14 protein-coding genes are annotated in these 14,566 nt (G+C 59.5%); 2 read left to right on the forward strand and 12 right to left on the reverse strand.

The features are described from left to right. Positions 1-267 precede the first annotated feature (267 nt). Together CSAL_RS12535 and CSAL_RS12540 are read left to right on the forward strand one after the other, a co-directional pair. Positions 268-1,215, forward strand: a complete 948-nt coding sequence (locus CSAL_RS12535) for an AEC family transporter (protein WP_011507764.1) — start codon at positions 268-270, stop codon at positions 1,213-1,215. 30 nt (positions 1,216-1,245) lie between these two features. Then, a complete protein-coding gene (locus tag CSAL_RS12540) occupies positions 1,246-1,773 on the forward strand; it encodes a YgjV family protein (RefSeq protein WP_011507765.1) in 528 nt (175 codons plus the stop codon). 55 nt (positions 1,774-1,828) lie between these two features. Here CSAL_RS12540 and CSAL_RS12545 read toward each other — a convergent pair whose 3' ends face one another. From CSAL_RS12545 to CSAL_RS12595, 12 genes are all read right to left on the reverse strand, one after another. Further along, complete coding sequence (locus CSAL_RS12545; protein WP_011507766.1) at positions 1,829-2,551, reverse strand: FadR/GntR family transcriptional regulator; 723 nt, start codon at positions 2,549-2,551, stop codon at positions 1,829-1,831. A gap of 389 nt (positions 2,552-2,940) precedes the next feature. Further along, positions 2,941-3,744 carry an NAD-dependent epimerase/dehydratase family protein gene (locus CSAL_RS12550; protein ID WP_011507767.1) on the reverse strand — a complete coding sequence of 268 codons (804 nt, stop codon included), beginning with the start codon at positions 3,742-3,744 and terminating at the stop codon, positions 2,941-2,943. Between the two features lie 120 nt (positions 3,745-3,864). Continuing rightward, on the reverse strand, positions 3,865-4,728 hold the full coding sequence (locus CSAL_RS12555) for an amidohydrolase family protein (protein ID WP_011507768.1): 864 nt from the start codon (positions 4,726-4,728) through the stop codon (positions 3,865-3,867). A gap of 2 nt (positions 4,729-4,730) precedes the next feature. Then, positions 4,731-5,867 carry a mandelate racemase/muconate lactonizing enzyme family protein gene (locus CSAL_RS12560; RefSeq protein ID WP_011507769.1) on the reverse strand — a complete coding sequence of 379 codons (1,137 nt, stop codon included), beginning with the start codon at positions 5,865-5,867 and terminating at the stop codon, positions 4,731-4,733. A 33-nt stretch (positions 5,868-5,900) separates the two neighbouring features. Beyond that, positions 5,901-7,181 carry a TRAP transporter large permease gene (locus tag CSAL_RS12565; protein ID WP_011507770.1) on the reverse strand — a complete coding sequence of 427 codons (1,281 nt, stop codon included), beginning with the start codon at positions 7,179-7,181 and terminating at the stop codon, positions 5,901-5,903. A 4-nt stretch (positions 7,182-7,185) separates the two neighbouring features. Then, a complete protein-coding gene (locus tag CSAL_RS12570; RefSeq protein WP_011507771.1) occupies positions 7,186-7,719 on the reverse strand; it encodes a TRAP transporter small permease in 534 nt (177 codons plus the stop codon). A gap of 67 nt (positions 7,720-7,786) precedes the next feature. Then, positions 7,787-8,797 (reverse strand): TRAP transporter substrate-binding protein, encoded by a 1,011-nt coding sequence (locus CSAL_RS12575; protein WP_011507772.1) that lies wholly within the window; start codon positions 8,795-8,797, stop codon positions 7,787-7,789. A 517-nt stretch (positions 8,798-9,314) separates the two neighbouring features. Beyond that, the gene (locus tag CSAL_RS12580) at positions 9,315-10,904 is read right to left on the reverse strand and encodes an ABC-F family ATPase (protein ID WP_011507773.1); all 1,590 of its coding nucleotides are present in this window, start codon (positions 10,902-10,904) and stop codon (positions 9,315-9,317) included. Positions 10,905-11,121: 217 nt separating this feature from the next. Beyond that, positions 11,122-12,447 carry an enolase C-terminal domain-like protein gene (locus CSAL_RS12585; RefSeq protein ID WP_011507774.1) on the reverse strand — a complete coding sequence of 442 codons (1,326 nt, stop codon included), beginning with the start codon at positions 12,445-12,447 and terminating at the stop codon, positions 11,122-11,124. 104 nt (positions 12,448-12,551) lie between these two features. After that, positions 12,552-12,704: a hypothetical protein gene (locus CSAL_RS17615; RefSeq protein WP_011507775.1), complete on the reverse strand. Its 153-nt coding sequence runs from the start codon at positions 12,702-12,704 to the stop codon at positions 12,552-12,554. A gap of 11 nt (positions 12,705-12,715) precedes the next feature. Beyond that, positions 12,716-14,032, reverse strand: coding sequence for a TRAP transporter large permease (locus CSAL_RS12590; protein ID WP_011507776.1), 1,317 nt, complete (start codon positions 14,030-14,032; stop codon positions 12,716-12,718). Then, on the reverse strand, positions 14,032-14,544 hold the full coding sequence (locus tag CSAL_RS12595) for a TRAP transporter small permease subunit (RefSeq protein WP_011507777.1): 513 nt from the start codon (positions 14,542-14,544) through the stop codon (positions 14,032-14,034). The genes CSAL_RS12590 and CSAL_RS12595 overlap by 1 nt, the downstream gene beginning before the upstream one ends. Positions 14,545-14,566 lie beyond the last annotated feature (22 nt).

The following is a 14,566-nucleotide window of genomic DNA, read 5'->3' on the forward strand; positions in this document are numbered from 1 at the left end:
CGATCTCGACATGCCGGGATCGGCACATCGTCGCAGGTGACATCACGGCACCGGAGCAGCGAACCTCGTCGCCGCGCTGGGCCTAGCAGGCTAACGGGTTTACCATAAACCTTCTCGTTTCCCAAGCCGACCAAGGAACAAGGATCCATCGTGCCAAGATCTCGCCCGTCTCGCCCTACCCGCCTGCGCAATACGCTCTTCTGGATCGTCGTGGCCATCGCACTCATCGTGGGCTTCGTGCTGGCAAGACAGGGAAGCTGACCGCCCATGGACCTGCTGGCCGTCTTCTCGCAAACGCTGCAAGTCACGCTGCCCGTCTTCGCCATGGTGTTCCTGGGCATTCTCTTCAAGCGCATCGGCTGGATCGACGCGCACTTCATCTCCACCGCCTCGGCCCTGGTGTTTCGCGCCACCATGCCGACGCTGATCTTTCTGAGTATCGTCCGGGCCGACCTGGACGTCGCCCTGCAACCGGGCCTCATCGTCTATTTCCTGGGCTTTTCGGTTCTCAGCTTTTTCCTGGCCTGGGGCTGGGCCATCTGGCGCTGCCCCTTCGCCGACCGCGGCGTCTTCGCCCAGGGTGCGTTTCGCGGCAACTGCGGCATCGTCGGCCTGGCCCTCGCGGCAAGCCAATACGGCGACTACGGCCTATCGCTGGGGAGCATCATGGCTGGGGGCATCATCATCGTCTACAACGTACTGGCGGCGATCATCCTCGCGTACTACAGTGCCAACGCACGCTCGGGCCTCGGCTCCATCCTCAAGCATGTTGCCAGGAACCCGTTGATTCTCAGCGTGTTGCTGGCGATGCCCTTCGCCTACTTCCAGGTCCCGCTGCCCGAGTGGTTGATGACCTCGGGCGATTACTTCGGCGCCATGTCCCTGCCGTTGGCCCTGGTCTGCATCGGCGGCACGCTGTCGTTCAGTTCCGTCAAGCAGAGTAGCGGTCCGGCCCTGGATGCCAGCTTATGGAAAATCGTCTGGATTCCCCTGCTGGGTGTACTGGGCGCCTATGCGCTCGGCTACCGCGGACGGGAGCTGGGCATGCTCTTCCTGTTTCTGGGAACCCCGGGGGCTGCCGCCAGCTTCGTGATGGCCAAGGCCGTCAATGCCAACGCCAAGCTGGCCGCCAACATCATCGTGATCACTACCTTCGCTTCGCTGTTCACGCTCAGCGCCGGCGTTTTCATATTGACCATCGCGGGATGGATCTAGGGTTCGACACGACAAGGAGTCAACCGCGACATGCTCGACAGTTACAGCGCCCTGGCCGGCCAGTTCTTCGGCGTGGTCTCGTTGATACTTTGCCTTCTGGCCTTCTCCAGCAAGCGGGACGATCGGCTGATGGTGCTGTTGCTCTCCGCCAACGTGGCGTTCGCGTTACAGTTCGTTCTCTTCGCGAGCTGGACCGCCGCCGCGTTGACGGTACTGGTGATCGTGCGCATCGCGCTCGCCCGACGCTATCCGGGCAGCAGGAGCGTCATGGCCGGCGTGCTGGTCGCCAGCGGCGTGGCCGCTCTGCTGACCTGGCAAGGCTGGGCGGACCTTCCCGCCGTCGTGGCCATGGCGGTGGGCACGGTGGGCATGTTCCTGCTGAGTGGCATCGCCATGCGCGTCGCGCTCGGCGTGGCGGCGTCGTCATGGTTTCTCAGTCATGCGCTGGTGGGCTCCGTGGGCGGCATGCTGGCCGAGGCGCTGGTGTTCGTCACCAACGCCGTCACCATCTACCGCCTGTTCCGCGCCAAGCGTCGCTACCCGCGAGCGTTCGAATGAGCAGTGCACTCGGCGATACGGCTTGGCCGAAACGCGCTCGCCCCATGGCAGTCTCTCAGCTGCGATACGACGCATAGGTTGCACTGGCGCGGCTCAGATGATGACGCATCGCCTCGCGCGCGGCCTCTTCGTCGCCTGCCATGATCGCTTCGAGGATATCCGCGTGCTCCTGGGCGACGCGTTCCAGATACCGATGCGTCGCCGCCGTATCGAGCTCGACCGAAAGCAGCTTGGCACGCGGAATGGCACCCAGGTTCAGCTGCTCGTACACCGTCGTGAACGCCGGATTGTGGGTCGCCTGGGCCACCGCGAAGTGAAAGGCGAAGTCCTCCTCTCGCGCCTGCGATTGTTGCTGGAAGGCCTCGATGAAGCGCGCGTGCGCCTGTCGCAGCCGCTCGAGATCCTCATCGTCGCGCCGTGCCGCCGCCAGTGCGGCGGCTTCCGGCTCCAGGGTCAGGCGTAATTCGAGAATGCTCAGAATGTCCTCGACCGTCGTCAGGCTGATGCGCTTGGCGGGATACGCTTCTTCGGGCGCCGCGCGCAGAACGCGCGTACCGATCCCGCGCCGCGTCTCGACCAGGCCGAGCGACTTGAGGTGCGTGATGGCCTCGCGTATGACAGTACGGCTGACGCCGAACATCTCGCACAGACCGTTCTCCGGCGGCAGTTTATCGCCGACGGCGATCTCTCCCCGGGAGATGATCGCTTCGAGTTGCCGCGAGACCTGCTGGGACAGGCTCCCCTGCTGGGAGACACGTTTCACGTCAAGTGAGTTCATATTGCGTATTTCGCATGATGATTTTTACTCTTTATTCGTTCGGCAGACCAATACCAGACATTCGAACTCGCCCTCCACCCCGGAATCCCATACTGCATCGCGATGGCATCACTGCACTGCATGACAGTGGGACTTGCATAGAGAGGCTGGATTCCGGCATCAGCTTTTCCTTACCCTGGTGACGGAGGGACTCGCCCCTTTGTTCACGCTTGATCGCCACTATCTCTCAATTGCACCAGTTACGCATACAGCCCGGAAGGAATTGTCATACCCTCGCTTCGGCTACGCGCCCTGGCCGCATGTCGTCGCTGCGATGGTAAGCGAGCCCCTTGGGCAGTGATACCCTAGAACAAGGCTTCGGCCTGTTCGGTCACAGGCCGAAGCCTTGTTTACTCAGCGTCGTCGGGATGCCCCGCCGCCACGAATTTGCCACCCTGGTAGATGACTGCCGGATCGTCAGGGTCGATCTCGCCGGCCTGCTGTTCGATCTCCTCCCGCCAGATTTCCGAACTGTCCTGCGGAACCCAGCCGAGAAATGCCGACTTGTCGTTGTCCCACCACGACTCGGTATTCGCCGAGGCGCCATAGACGACGGTGCATCCCAGCTTGGGAGCCACGAAGGCACGCTTCATCAGGCGCATGAAGTCATCGACGCTCAGCCAGGTGGCCATCATCCGCGCGTCCTTGGGCTTGGGAAAACACGAACCGATGCGTATGTTGAGGGTCTCGATATCGAACTTGTGGTAATACAGGCTCGCCAGATCCTCACCAAAACACTTGGACAAGCCATACAGCGAGTCGGGACGGCGCGGCACTTCGGTGTCGATCCGCGTAGTGCGTGGATAATAACCGATGGTGTGATTGGAACTGGCGAACACGATGCGCGGCTTGCCGAGGTTCCTGGCGGCTTCATACAGGTTGTAGGCGCCGATGATGTTGGCCTGGAGAATATCGTTCCAGGGACGTTCCACCGACACCCCACCGAGGTGAATGATACCGTCGCAATCCTTGACCAGATCATGAACGGCCTGGGCATCGGCCAGGTCGCAGGCAACAATCTCCTCGTGCGCCTCGGCCGCGCCGAGATCGACGATATCCGACAGACGGACCTCGTGCGCCAGCGTTCCAAGATGTGGGCGAATCGCACTCCCCACACCACCAGCAGCCCCGGTCACCAACAAACGATTGAGCATTCTTTCCTCCATTGTTCGAATCATCGCCGGGCAAGCATTGCGCCATGCGCGTATCCCGTGCGTTCACTTCACCTCTCGGTGCTCGCATGCCAACAGCGGCCCTGTATCCGCAACCCTGTATCAGAAGCCATACAACGTCGCCGGATTATCGACCAGTATTCTCTGGCGCACCTCGGGGGACGCCCAGTCGAGCAAGACATCGAGCTGCTCGGCATCGTCGGGGTATTGCTCGCGCGGCACGCCGACGTGCGGCCAGTTGCTCCCCCAGATGATGCGCTCTGGCGCATGGCCGATGACCCGCTTGGCGATCGCCCCGACATCCGCGTAGCCGGGACCGCCGAGCCGGCTGGCTTCATAGCCGGCACATATCTTGAACCAGGCATTGCCGCGATCGAGCAGCCGCAGAATGTCATCCACCCGAGGGTCGTCCGCCGACACCGGCGGCATGAACTTGCCGATATGATCGATGATGTATTCGCCCTCGATACGCTGCAGATCCGCGAGGTAATCGTTCAACTTGCAGCCATTGAACTGAACCATCAGGTGCCAGCCCATCGGACGAATCCGTTGCTCGACCTCGAGCATCTGATCGCTGGCAACGGCGCCCCCCGGCAGGTTCATGATCCGTGCACCGCGCACCCCTTTGTCATGCCAGTCCCGAAGCTCGCTGTCCGATATCTCGGGCGTCACTGCCGCGACACCGCGTGCGCTGTCAGTGCCCAACTGGCCCAGCGCCGTGAGCAAGGCGCGATTGTCACGCTGGTAGGCATTGGGTTGAGTGACCACCACACGCTCGAGCGACAGCCAACGCTGGATCTGTCGGTAATTCTCGACCGTTGCCAGCTCGGGAATCTTCGGACCACCGGGCTGGGCATCGAAGCCCGGCAGATACAGATGGATATGACAGTCGGTCGCACCGGGCGGCGCCTTGAGTTTGGGTGCCGGGCCATCAAGCGGGCGAGTGTTGGCGGGAAGATCGGACACGCTCATGCCTCCTTCAAAGCGAATTGGCGCAATGCATCACGATTGATCTCGATGCCCAGCCCCGGTCCATCGGGTATCTGCACGACGCCACCGTCATGTTCGAGCGGCGTTTTCACCACGGCCTGTCGGAAAGGATTGTGCGTACGATCGAACTCCATGATCGGCTCGATGGGCCGGCGTCGCGGCGGGTTGGGTGGCAAGGCCGCCATGCATTGCAAGCTGGCGGCAAGACACACCGCCGTGCCCCAGACATGCGGAATCAAACGCACACCGAACATGGCCGCCATATCCACGACCCGGCGCATTTCCGAGATGCCGCCCACGCTGCAGACATCGGGTTGCACGATGTCCACCGCCCGCGTTTGCAGCGGCTCGAGCATGGCGTAACGTCCATGCCAGTTCTCGCCACTGGCCACCGGGAGCGGCTGCCCGTCGCGCACGGCGTGATAAGTGGAAATCTGCTCGGGCAATACCGGTTCTTCGAACCATGCCACGTCGAACGCGGCGGCACGCTTGCCGACCTCCAACGCCTCCAGGAGGTCGTAACCATGGTTGGCATCGATCATCAAACGCTTGCCATTGCCCAACGCCTCGCGCGCCGCGGCAATCACTTTCACGTCTTCTTCGACATCGAAACCTATCTTGATCTTGACGCCACAGAACCCTTCTTGCGCGTAACCGGCGACCTCCTCGGCCGTATCCTGCACACGATCGACGCCGTCACGCTTGAATGATCCGGTGGCATAGGCATGCACATGCTCGCGAAAACGCCCGCCCAGGAGTTCGGAAACGGGCGCCCCGTAATGCTTGCCCTTGATATCCCACAACGCGATATCGATACCGCTCAGGGCCGTGACAGTCAGGCCGCGCTGGCCTTGATCACGCAGCCGGTTATAGAGCTCGATCCAGAGCTTTTCCGTCTCGAGCGGATTGCGCCCAATGATCGAGGTCGCATAAGCCTCGATGACAGCCGCATTGGGCTTGGCCGGCCCCAGACACTCCCCCCAGCCGATCGTACCGTCGTCACATATCACCTCGACCAGACAATGCTGGCGCCGATCAAACCGCATGGAGGCACTTTCGAAGGCCTGCTCCAGCTGATAATCGAGAACGTGTGCATGTATCTTTTCGATTTTCATGTAGGGCGATCCATGAGCGAGAAGAGGAAGATGTCACTGGAAGAAGCCGGGCAGCGTCAGCGATATCGCCGGCACGTAGGTCACCAGCATCAACACCGCAAACAGCGCTAGATAGAACGGCCAGATGGTACGTACCGCCTGTTCGATCTTGATCTTGCCGATAACGCTACCCACGAAAAGACAAGACCCTACCGGGGGAGTACATAGTCCCAGCCCAAGGTTCATCATCATGATGATGCCGAACTGAATGGGGTCCATGCCGAACTCTTCGGCAACCGGCAGGAATATCGGCGTGCAGATCAGGATCAGTGCCGCCATGTCCATGATCATGCCGAGACCCAGCAATATCAGGTTGAGCATCAGCAGGATCACGTAAGGATTCTCGGAGATACTCAACAGTGCGTCGGTCAGCAGCTGCGGTACGCTATAGAGTGCCAGCAGGTACGAGAATGCCGAGGCACATCCCACCAGGATCATCACCAGCGAGGTCGTGCGTACCGCCTGGTAGACCGCCTGCTTGAACGGTTCCCAGCGCAATTCACGGTACACCAGTCCCGTGACGACGATAGCGTAGATAGCGCCGAAGGCACCGGACTCGGTGACCGTCAGAACGCCAGACAGCACCCCGCCGACAATGATCACTGCCGTCATCAGACCGGGCAGCGCAGCCACGAAACTGAGCACCAATGCCGACCACCCGGGAAATGCCTCGCCTTTGTAACCACGCTTGACCGCCACGACATATGCAGCCACGGCCAATGCCAGACACATCAGCACCCCCGGCACGATACCGGCAATGAACAGTTGGGTGATCGAGATGCCACCCCCGGCGGCGACGGCATAGAGAATCATGTTATGACTGGGAGGAATCACGACACCCGCAACCGACGAGGTAACCGTGACATTGACCGCGTAATCGGCGTCGTAACCTTTCTCTTTCATGACCGGGATGAGGATCGAACCCAGCGCGGATGTGTCAGCGACTGCAGACCCCGAGATGCCTCCGAAAAGCATCGAGGAGCTGACATTGACCATTCCCAGACCACCCCGTACACGCCCTACGGCAGCGGATGCCAGGCGTACCAGGCGAGTGGATATGCCCCCATGCAGCATCAGTTCGCCGGCAAAAATGAAAAACGGTATGGCCAGTAAGGAAAAGACCGAGATTCCCGACAATATACGTTGAAAAGCCACGAAAAGTGGCAGCCCTTCGTAGAGAAAGGTTCCCGCCGCAGCCAGACCGACAGCGAAGGCCACTGGCGCACCTACGATGAGACCCAGAAAGAACAGGCCGAACAGAATCATGAGTCCCATGAGGTCACCCCTTCCGTGACTTGAGCAGGCGCTTGGCGATATTGGTGCAAGAGAACAGAACCATCAGCACGCCACAGATCACCAATGGTGCCGCACGCCAGCTTTCGGAAAATCCGATCATTGGAATGGGACGCTCCAGGTTCTCCAGGACCAGGTGCCACCCTTGCCAGGCCATGAAGAGACCGAAACACGTGACGAAAAGGTCAGCGATATAGCGCATGATCTCGCGTGGCAAATACGGCAGCCCTTCACGCACGAAGTCGATGCTAAGGTGGGTATTGTTTCTCACACCGGCGGCAGCCCCTAGACAGGTGATATAGACGACGATCAGGAGCGAGGACTGTTCCACCCATGTCGGCGTGTCATTGAGCACGTAACGGCCGAAGACCAACCAGCCAAACGTCGCAATCAAGAAAACCAGCAAGATACCCGACACGATGATGCAAAGTTGGGCAATGCCGTCCAGAAAGCCATCGAATGCTGTTCGCGATGCCGAAGCGGGGCTCTGGTCATTCATTTTCTCGGAGAATGAGCTCACGATTTTAAACCCTCTCAAGACCGCTCCGGGCCTGATTCGGCCCGGAGAATTTCATGGCATCTGCGGATCAGCTCTGCGCATCTTGAATATCCGTCACGAGCGACTCCAGTTCCGGGTGCTCCTGAACAAACTGGTCGTAGATCGGCTGCATCTTGGCCTGGAACGCCGACTTGTCATCCACCTCGTTGATCTTCACCCCGGCGTCCAGGATCTTCTGCTTGCTCGCCTGAACACCTTCCTCCCAGAGCGCGCGCTGCTCCTTGGCAGCATCCTCGGCTGCTTCGCGTATCGCCTGCCGGTCTTTCTCACTGAGCTCTTCCCAACTCGCCTTGGCAACACACAAACACTCGGGAAGGATCAAGTGCTCGGTCAACGAGTAGTAATTTGCCACCTCATAGTGGCCACTGGATTCATAAGATGGATAATTGTTCTCGGCACCGTCGATGACGCCTGTCTTGAGTGACTGATAAACTTCGCCATAGGCCATTGGCGTGGCATTGCCCCCCATTTCGTCGATCATCTGGACATAAAGGTCGTTGTTCATGACACGTACCTTGAGGCCCTCGACGTCGTCGGGCGTCTCCACCGGGTGGTCAGTGTTGTAGAGGCTGCGTGCCCCGGAACCGAACCAGGACAGCACGATCAGGTTTTTCTCGGCCAGTGCATCGGCGAAGCGCTCGCCGATCTCGCCATCCATGATGCGGTACATGTCGTCCGGACTTTTGAAAATGAAAGGCAGTGACAGGACGTTCGCGGCGGGTACAATTGGCCCCATCGGCCCCATGTTGAAATTGGCGAAATCGAGGGCGCCGCTGCGGGTCTGCTCGATCGCGTCAGGCTGATCGCCCAGCACCGCGTTATGGTATACTTTGGGCTCAACACGCCCCTCTGTCTTTTCAGCGACTTCCTTGGCAAAACTTTCCAGGGCCTTGCCATTTGGATAACTCGGCGGGTGGATGTTCCATCCCCGCCAGCTGTCCGCTTGCGCTGTCGTCGAAATGGAAACACTCAGCAACATACCGAGCATCGCTGCCGCTTTTACACAGCTTGCCATCTTGAGTCTTTTATTGGTCTGCATGACGTGGCTCCTTATGGTTCTATTTCATTTTGTTAAACTGACCATACTCAGTAATTGACGCCCTCCTGGCTTCTCGACACGTAAAAGATCAAAAACCAATGCCTTCTCATAGCGGGCATTACGTAAGCATTATGGTTATAAATCCAGACGTGCCGTTTACGGTAATTCGCCGTCTTCAAACTCTCTTCCACATCGAATGCGGTTCAACACATTTATGTCCTTCATCAAGGATGCACGAGCGCCTGTGTGTTAAACCGGCCACTTGCCCGTTGGGCTAAATAGCCGGCTGTCTCATGACAGCATCAGCTTAGACCCTAGCCTGAATGTTGTCATACATCATACCTGCTATGACGTATAGACATTAGGCTAAGATAACGAAACGCAACGTGAGGGCCGGGTTGCACGGCCGGCCGGCAGCCACAACGCACCAGCGCTTGCTGCAAGCAGCACGCGCCGGTCGGTAACTAGTTTTTAGACGTATCGTGTCCGCCGGTGGTGAGAATGAAGATCTTCGCGTTTAGTCGTAGATACTCTGACTGCGGAGATAATCGTCATAACTGCCGCTGAAATCGACGATATCGTCATCCTTCAGCTCGATAATACGGGTCGCCAAGGAACCGACGAACTCACGGTCATGGCTGACGAAGATCAAGGTGCCGGGATAGTTTTCCAACGCCAGGTTGAGCGCTTCAATCGACTCCATGTCAAGGTGGTTGGTGGGCTCATCCATCACCAGCACGTTAGGCTTCTGCAGCGCCAGCTTACCGAACAGCATCCTCCCCTGTTCGCCTCCGGAGATCACCTTGACCGACTTGCCGATGTCATCGTTGGAGAACAGCATCCGGCCCAGCGCACCGCGTACGGTCTGCTCACCTTCCGTGGTCCACTGCCGCATCCATTCGAAAAGCGTCTCACCGCCTTCGAAATCATCAGCGTGATCCTGGGCGAAGTACCCCACTTCCGCCGCATCGGTCCATTTCACCTCGCCCGCATCCGGCGTCATCGTGCCGACCAGGCAGTTGAGCAATGTCGTCTTGCCAATTCCGTTGGGCCCGATGATAGCGACTCTCTCGCCAGCTTCGACCTGCAAGTCGAAACGTTCGAACAGCACGTTGTCACCCCAGGCCTTGGAGAGCTTCTCCGCGTTCAAGGCATGCCGGTGTATCTTTTTGGTCTGCTCGAAGCGAATGAATGGGCTGACTCGCGATGACGGCTTGACCTCATCGAGCTGAATCTTGTCGATCTTGCGCTGGCGTGACGTGGCCTGCTTGGCCTTGGAGGCGTTGGCCGAGAAGCGGCTGACGAACTGCTGCAACTCAGCGATCTCCGCCTTCTTCTTGGCGTTATCGGCATGCAAGCGCTCTCGCGCTTGGGTGGCAGCAGTCATGTACTCATCATAGTTGCCCGGGAAAAGCGTCAGCTCGCCGTAGTCGAGGTCCGCCATATGCGTGCAGACACGATTCAGAAAGTGACGATCATGAGAGATGATGAGCATGGTCGAGCTGCGTGAACGCAGAATCTCCTCCAGCCACCGGATGGTGTTGATATCCAGGTGGTTGGTCGGCTCATCGAGCAGCAACACGTCGGGATCACTGAACAGCGCCTGAGCCAGCAATACCCGCAGCTTCCACCCCGGTGCCACCACGCTCATCGGCTGGGTGTGCTGCACCAGAGGGATGCCGAGGCCGAGCAGCAACTCTCCCGCGCGGGCCTCTGCTGTATAACCATCGAGCTCAGCGTAACGCACCTCAAGGTCGGCGACCTTCATGCCATCTTCCTCGGACATTTCAGTCTGCGAATAGATACGTTCGCGCTCGGCGGCAACCTCCCACAGCTCCGTGTTCCCCATGATCACGGTGTCGATTACACGCTCGCTCTCGAACGCGAACTGATCCTGACTCAGCTTGCCGAGCCGCGTGGTGGCGTCCTTCATTACCTGGCCACTGGTAGGCTCCAGGTCGCCCCCCAGGATCTTCATGAAGGTAGACTTGCCGCAACCATTGGCGCCGATCAGGCCATAGCGGTTGCCCTCTCCGAACTTGACGGAGACATTTTCGAACAGCGGCTTGGCGCCGAATTGCATGGTGATGTTGGCGGTAGAGAGCAAAATCGAGGTTCTCGCGGGAAACGGCGTGAATGAGGCGACGGCGGACCTGGCAGCGCGAGCCCGGCCTGCGTCGAAGCGGCATTGTACGCGCTGGCAACGACCGGCGTCAGCGCCATCCTCCAAGAACACACTCAATCCCCGCGCAAGCGCGCGTACGAGCCCTGCTCCTTGTTCGTGCAAAGATCAGCACAATTCAAGTCAGGCGTATCGGGAAACATCAGCGCACTAGAGCGGGACGCTTGGGATCGAACTCCCATCCCGGGATCAGGTATTGCATCGCCATGGCGTCATTGCGCTGCGTCACGTCGAGACGCTTGTATGTCTCGTGCGCCTCCATGAGCTTGTCGTCGTCCAGCTCGATGCCTAGACCCGGGGTCTTCGGCACGGTCAGCTTGCCGTCCCGTATCTGGAACGGCTCCCTGGTGATGCGCTGACCGTCCTGCCAGATCCAGTGGGTGTCGATGGCGGTGATCTCGCCCGGGCAGGCCGCGGCCACGTGGGTCATCATCGCCAGCGAAATGTCGAAGTGGTTGTTGCTGTGCGAGCCCCAGGTCATGCCCCACTCGTTGCACAGCTCACCCACCGCCACGGCGCCCTGCATGGTCCAGAAGTGGCAGTCCGCCAGGGGAATGTCCACCGAGTTGAGCTGCACGGCGTACTGCAGCTGCTTGTAATCGGTGGCGATCATGTTGGTGGCGGTAGGCAGCCCGGTGCGCTTCTTGAATTCCGCCATGGTCTCGCGACCGGAGAAACCGCCCTCCTGACCGCAAGGGTCCTCGGCATAGCTCAGCAGGTGCTTGATCGGCTCCAGCACACGTACGGCCTCGTCCAGCTTCCATGCGCCGTTGGGGTCCAGGGCCAGGCGCGCCTCGGGGAAGGCCTCGTGCAGCGCACGGATGCAATCGGCCTCTTCCTCGCCACGCAGCACGCCGCCCTTGAGCTTGAAGTCCTTGAAGCCATAGCGATCATAGGCGGCCCGGGCCAGGTTGGCGACGGCCTCGGGCGTCATGGCCTCGCGGTAGCGCACCTCGTCCCAGGCATCGACCGGGTCGGCCACGCGGGGATACGGCAGGTCGGTCTTGTCCGGGTCGCCGAGCAGGAACAGGTAGCCCAAGGCCTCGACCTCGTCGCGCTGGCGGCCGTACTGGCCCAGCAGGTCGGCCACCGGCATGCCCAGCGCCTGACCGAAGAGATCGAACAGCGCCGACTCGATGGCGGTGATGACGTGCACGGCCACGCGCAGATCGAAGGTCTGGCGCCCCCGCTCCTCCGGGCCGCCCTGAGCCAGCAGCCCTCGGGCCCGACTGAGCACCTGCTTGACCTCGTTGACCCGCGCGCCTTCCACCAGGCTGCGGCACTTCTCCAGGCCGTTCAGGATGCCTTCGCTGGAGGGAATCTCGCCGACGCCGCGGTTGCCGGACTCATCCTCCAGCACCAGTACGCAGCGGATGAACCAGGGCTCATGACCGCCGCTCAGGTTGAGCAGGAAACCGTCTTCGCCGGCGACCGGCACGACGTTCATCTTGGTGATCTTGGGAAACATAAGGTGATGTCTCTTACAGTCGATCAACAGGGCAGGTACTCGCCCTCCCCCTTGGCTCCGGTTAAAACTGTCATCAGCGTGTATCAGGGCATAACGTCACCCGCTTACAGCTGCATGATCCAGATGATGACGGCTGAGGCCACCAGGCCGGCGATCTCCGGCCAGAAACCGAAGCGAAACTGGTTCACCTCTTTTGGCGAATCGCTGACCGCCAGCTCATCGTCCTGACGGGTCAGCTCGTCGTTGCGCAGCTTCATGGTCAATTCTCCTAGCCGAACATCAGGTTGGGGAGCCACAACGCCAATTGCGGGAAGAACAGTATCAGCGCCATGCCGATCACCTGCAGGCCAATGAATGGTAGTACCGCGCGGAAGATATGCTGCAGCTCGATCCCCGCGGGCGCCACACTCTTGAGGAAGAAGCAGGCCGGGCCGAACGGTGGCGAAAGATAGTAGATCTGGATATTCATGGCGAACAATACGCCGAACCACACCGGGTCATAGCCCAGCCCCACCACCACCGGGGCGAAGATCGGTACGGTGATGAAGATGATTGCTATCCACTCGAGGAAGGTCCCCAGCACCATGACGATCAGCATCATGATGGCAATTACCGCCAGCGGCGGTACTTCGAGCCCCTGCAGGAAGTTGGTCAGGAAGCTGACGCCACCGATCAGATTGTAGATGCCGACAAGGCTTACCGCCCCCAGTACCAGCCAGATGATCGAGCCCACAGTCAGCGCCGTCTGACGCATGGCGTCGCGGATCATGCGGTAGGAGAACTGCTTGAGGATGGCAGCGACGATCATCGCTCCCACTGCTCCCATGGCGGCAGCCTCGGTTACCGTGGTAATACCGGTGTAGATCGCCCCTAGCACACAGCCGATCAGGATGAACGGCAGGATCGCTCCCTTGAGATACTTGAGCCGCTTGTGCAATGGCAACGCGGTCTCTGGGATGTCATTGATCGGCGCCAATGCCGGGTTGAGACGGCAGCGAATCAAGATATAGGTAATATAGATGGCGGCCAGGACCATCCCCGGCACGGCACCAGCGGCAAACAGCTTGGTGATCGATACCTGAGCAGCCAGGCCGTAGACGATCATCACCACCGAAGGAGGAATCAGAGTGGCCAAGGCTCCGGCGGCACAGATAATGCCGATGGACAGGTTGCGATCATAGCCCAGGCGCAGCATCTGAGGCAGGGCAATCAAGCCCAGCATGACGATCTCGCCCCCCATGATGCCGCTCATCGCGGCCAGGATCACCGCCACCACACACGTCTGCACCGCCACCGAGCCACGCGCCCGACCACCGAGGATCGACATGCTGTCGAACAACGCATGGGCGATCCCCGAGCGCTCCAGAACATTGGCCATGAATACGAAAAACGGTACCGCGACCAGTTCATATTTCTCGAGTACATGATAGACATTGGACGCAACCAGGAAGAGCCCATCTATGCCGTAATACAACAGCGCAGTAACAACTGACACCGTCAGCGTCGTGACCCCCAGCGGAATACCGAAAGCCATAAGCGCCAACAGCGCCAGAACGATCAATAAGGTAACGACTTCAATGCCCATTATTCGGCCTCTCCCTTGGCCTGATCCTCGAACCAGTGAACTACATTGGCGAGCAGCTGCAGGAGATAAAGAAAAGCACCCACTACCAGGGTTGGCTTGAGATAAGCCGGTAATAACGGGTTGAATGAACTACCGCTACGTTCACTACCGTGTAGCGCCATCATTGCTGGCTCCCATGTGGCCCAGATCAGCATCGCCAGAGCAAAAATTGCTACTCCAAGCGAAACCAGTTCCATCTTTTTCCAAACATGGGCAGGCACCACGAGTTCCATCATGGTGATGGCAATGTGTCGTTTCCGCTGTGTCACGTAACCACTGGTCATCACCCAGCCGGTGGCACACAGCGCCATGACTGTCTCGAAGGTCCACTGGGTGGGCGAGTTGAAGACATAACGCATGACCACTTCAAGAGCAGAAAGTATTATGCAAGCAAAGAACAACACAGCACAGGCATAGCCAATGAAGGCACTGATTCGGTCCATGCCTGCCGCCAACCGGCTGAGTAATCGCATCGCAGACTCCAGTCAAAGAATG

The sequence above is a fragment of the Chromohalobacter israelensis DSM 3043 genome (assembly GCF_000055785.1).
In the GTDB taxonomy this organism is placed as follows: Bacteria; Pseudomonadota; Gammaproteobacteria; order Pseudomonadales; family Halomonadaceae; genus Chromohalobacter; species Chromohalobacter israelensis.

Excerpts from the sequence above, each read along its gene's own strand:
- CSAL_RS12535 (WP_011507764.1), top strand. The coding sequence starts at position 268 with ATGGACCTGCTGGCCGTCTTCTCGCAAACGCTGCAAGTCACGCTGCCC.
- CSAL_RS12540 (WP_011507765.1), top strand. The coding sequence starts at position 1,246 with ATGCTCGACAGTTACAGCGCCCTGGCCGGCCAGTTCTTCGGCGTGGTC.
- CSAL_RS12545 (WP_011507766.1), bottom strand. The coding sequence starts at position 2,551 with ATGAACTCACTTGACGTGAAACGTGTCTCCCAGCAGGGGAGCCTGTCC.
- CSAL_RS12550 (WP_011507767.1), bottom strand. The coding sequence starts at position 3,744 with ATGCTCAATCGTTTGTTGGTGACCGGGGCTGCTGGTGGTGTGGGGAGT.
- CSAL_RS12560 (WP_011507769.1), bottom strand. The coding sequence starts at position 5,867 with ATGAAAATCGAAAAGATACATGCACACGTTCTCGATTATCAGCTGGAG.
- CSAL_RS12565 (WP_011507770.1), bottom strand. The coding sequence starts at position 7,181 with ATGGGACTCATGATTCTGTTCGGCCTGTTCTTTCTGGGTCTCATCGTA.
- CSAL_RS12575 (WP_011507772.1), bottom strand. The coding sequence starts at position 8,797 with ATGCAGACCAATAAAAGACTCAAGATGGCAAGCTGTGTAAAAGCGGCA.
- CSAL_RS12585 (WP_011507774.1), bottom strand. The coding sequence starts at position 12,447 with ATGTTTCCCAAGATCACCAAGATGAACGTCGTGCCGGTCGCCGGCGAA.
- CSAL_RS17615 (WP_011507775.1), bottom strand. The coding sequence starts at position 12,704 with ATGAAGCTGCGCAACGACGAGCTGACCCGTCAGGACGATGAGCTGGCG.
- CSAL_RS12590 (WP_011507776.1), bottom strand. The coding sequence starts at position 14,032 with ATGGGCATTGAAGTCGTTACCTTATTGATCGTTCTGGCGCTGTTGGCG.
- CSAL_RS12595 (WP_011507777.1), bottom strand. The coding sequence starts at position 14,544 with ATGCGATTACTCAGCCGGTTGGCGGCAGGCATGGACCGAATCAGTGCC.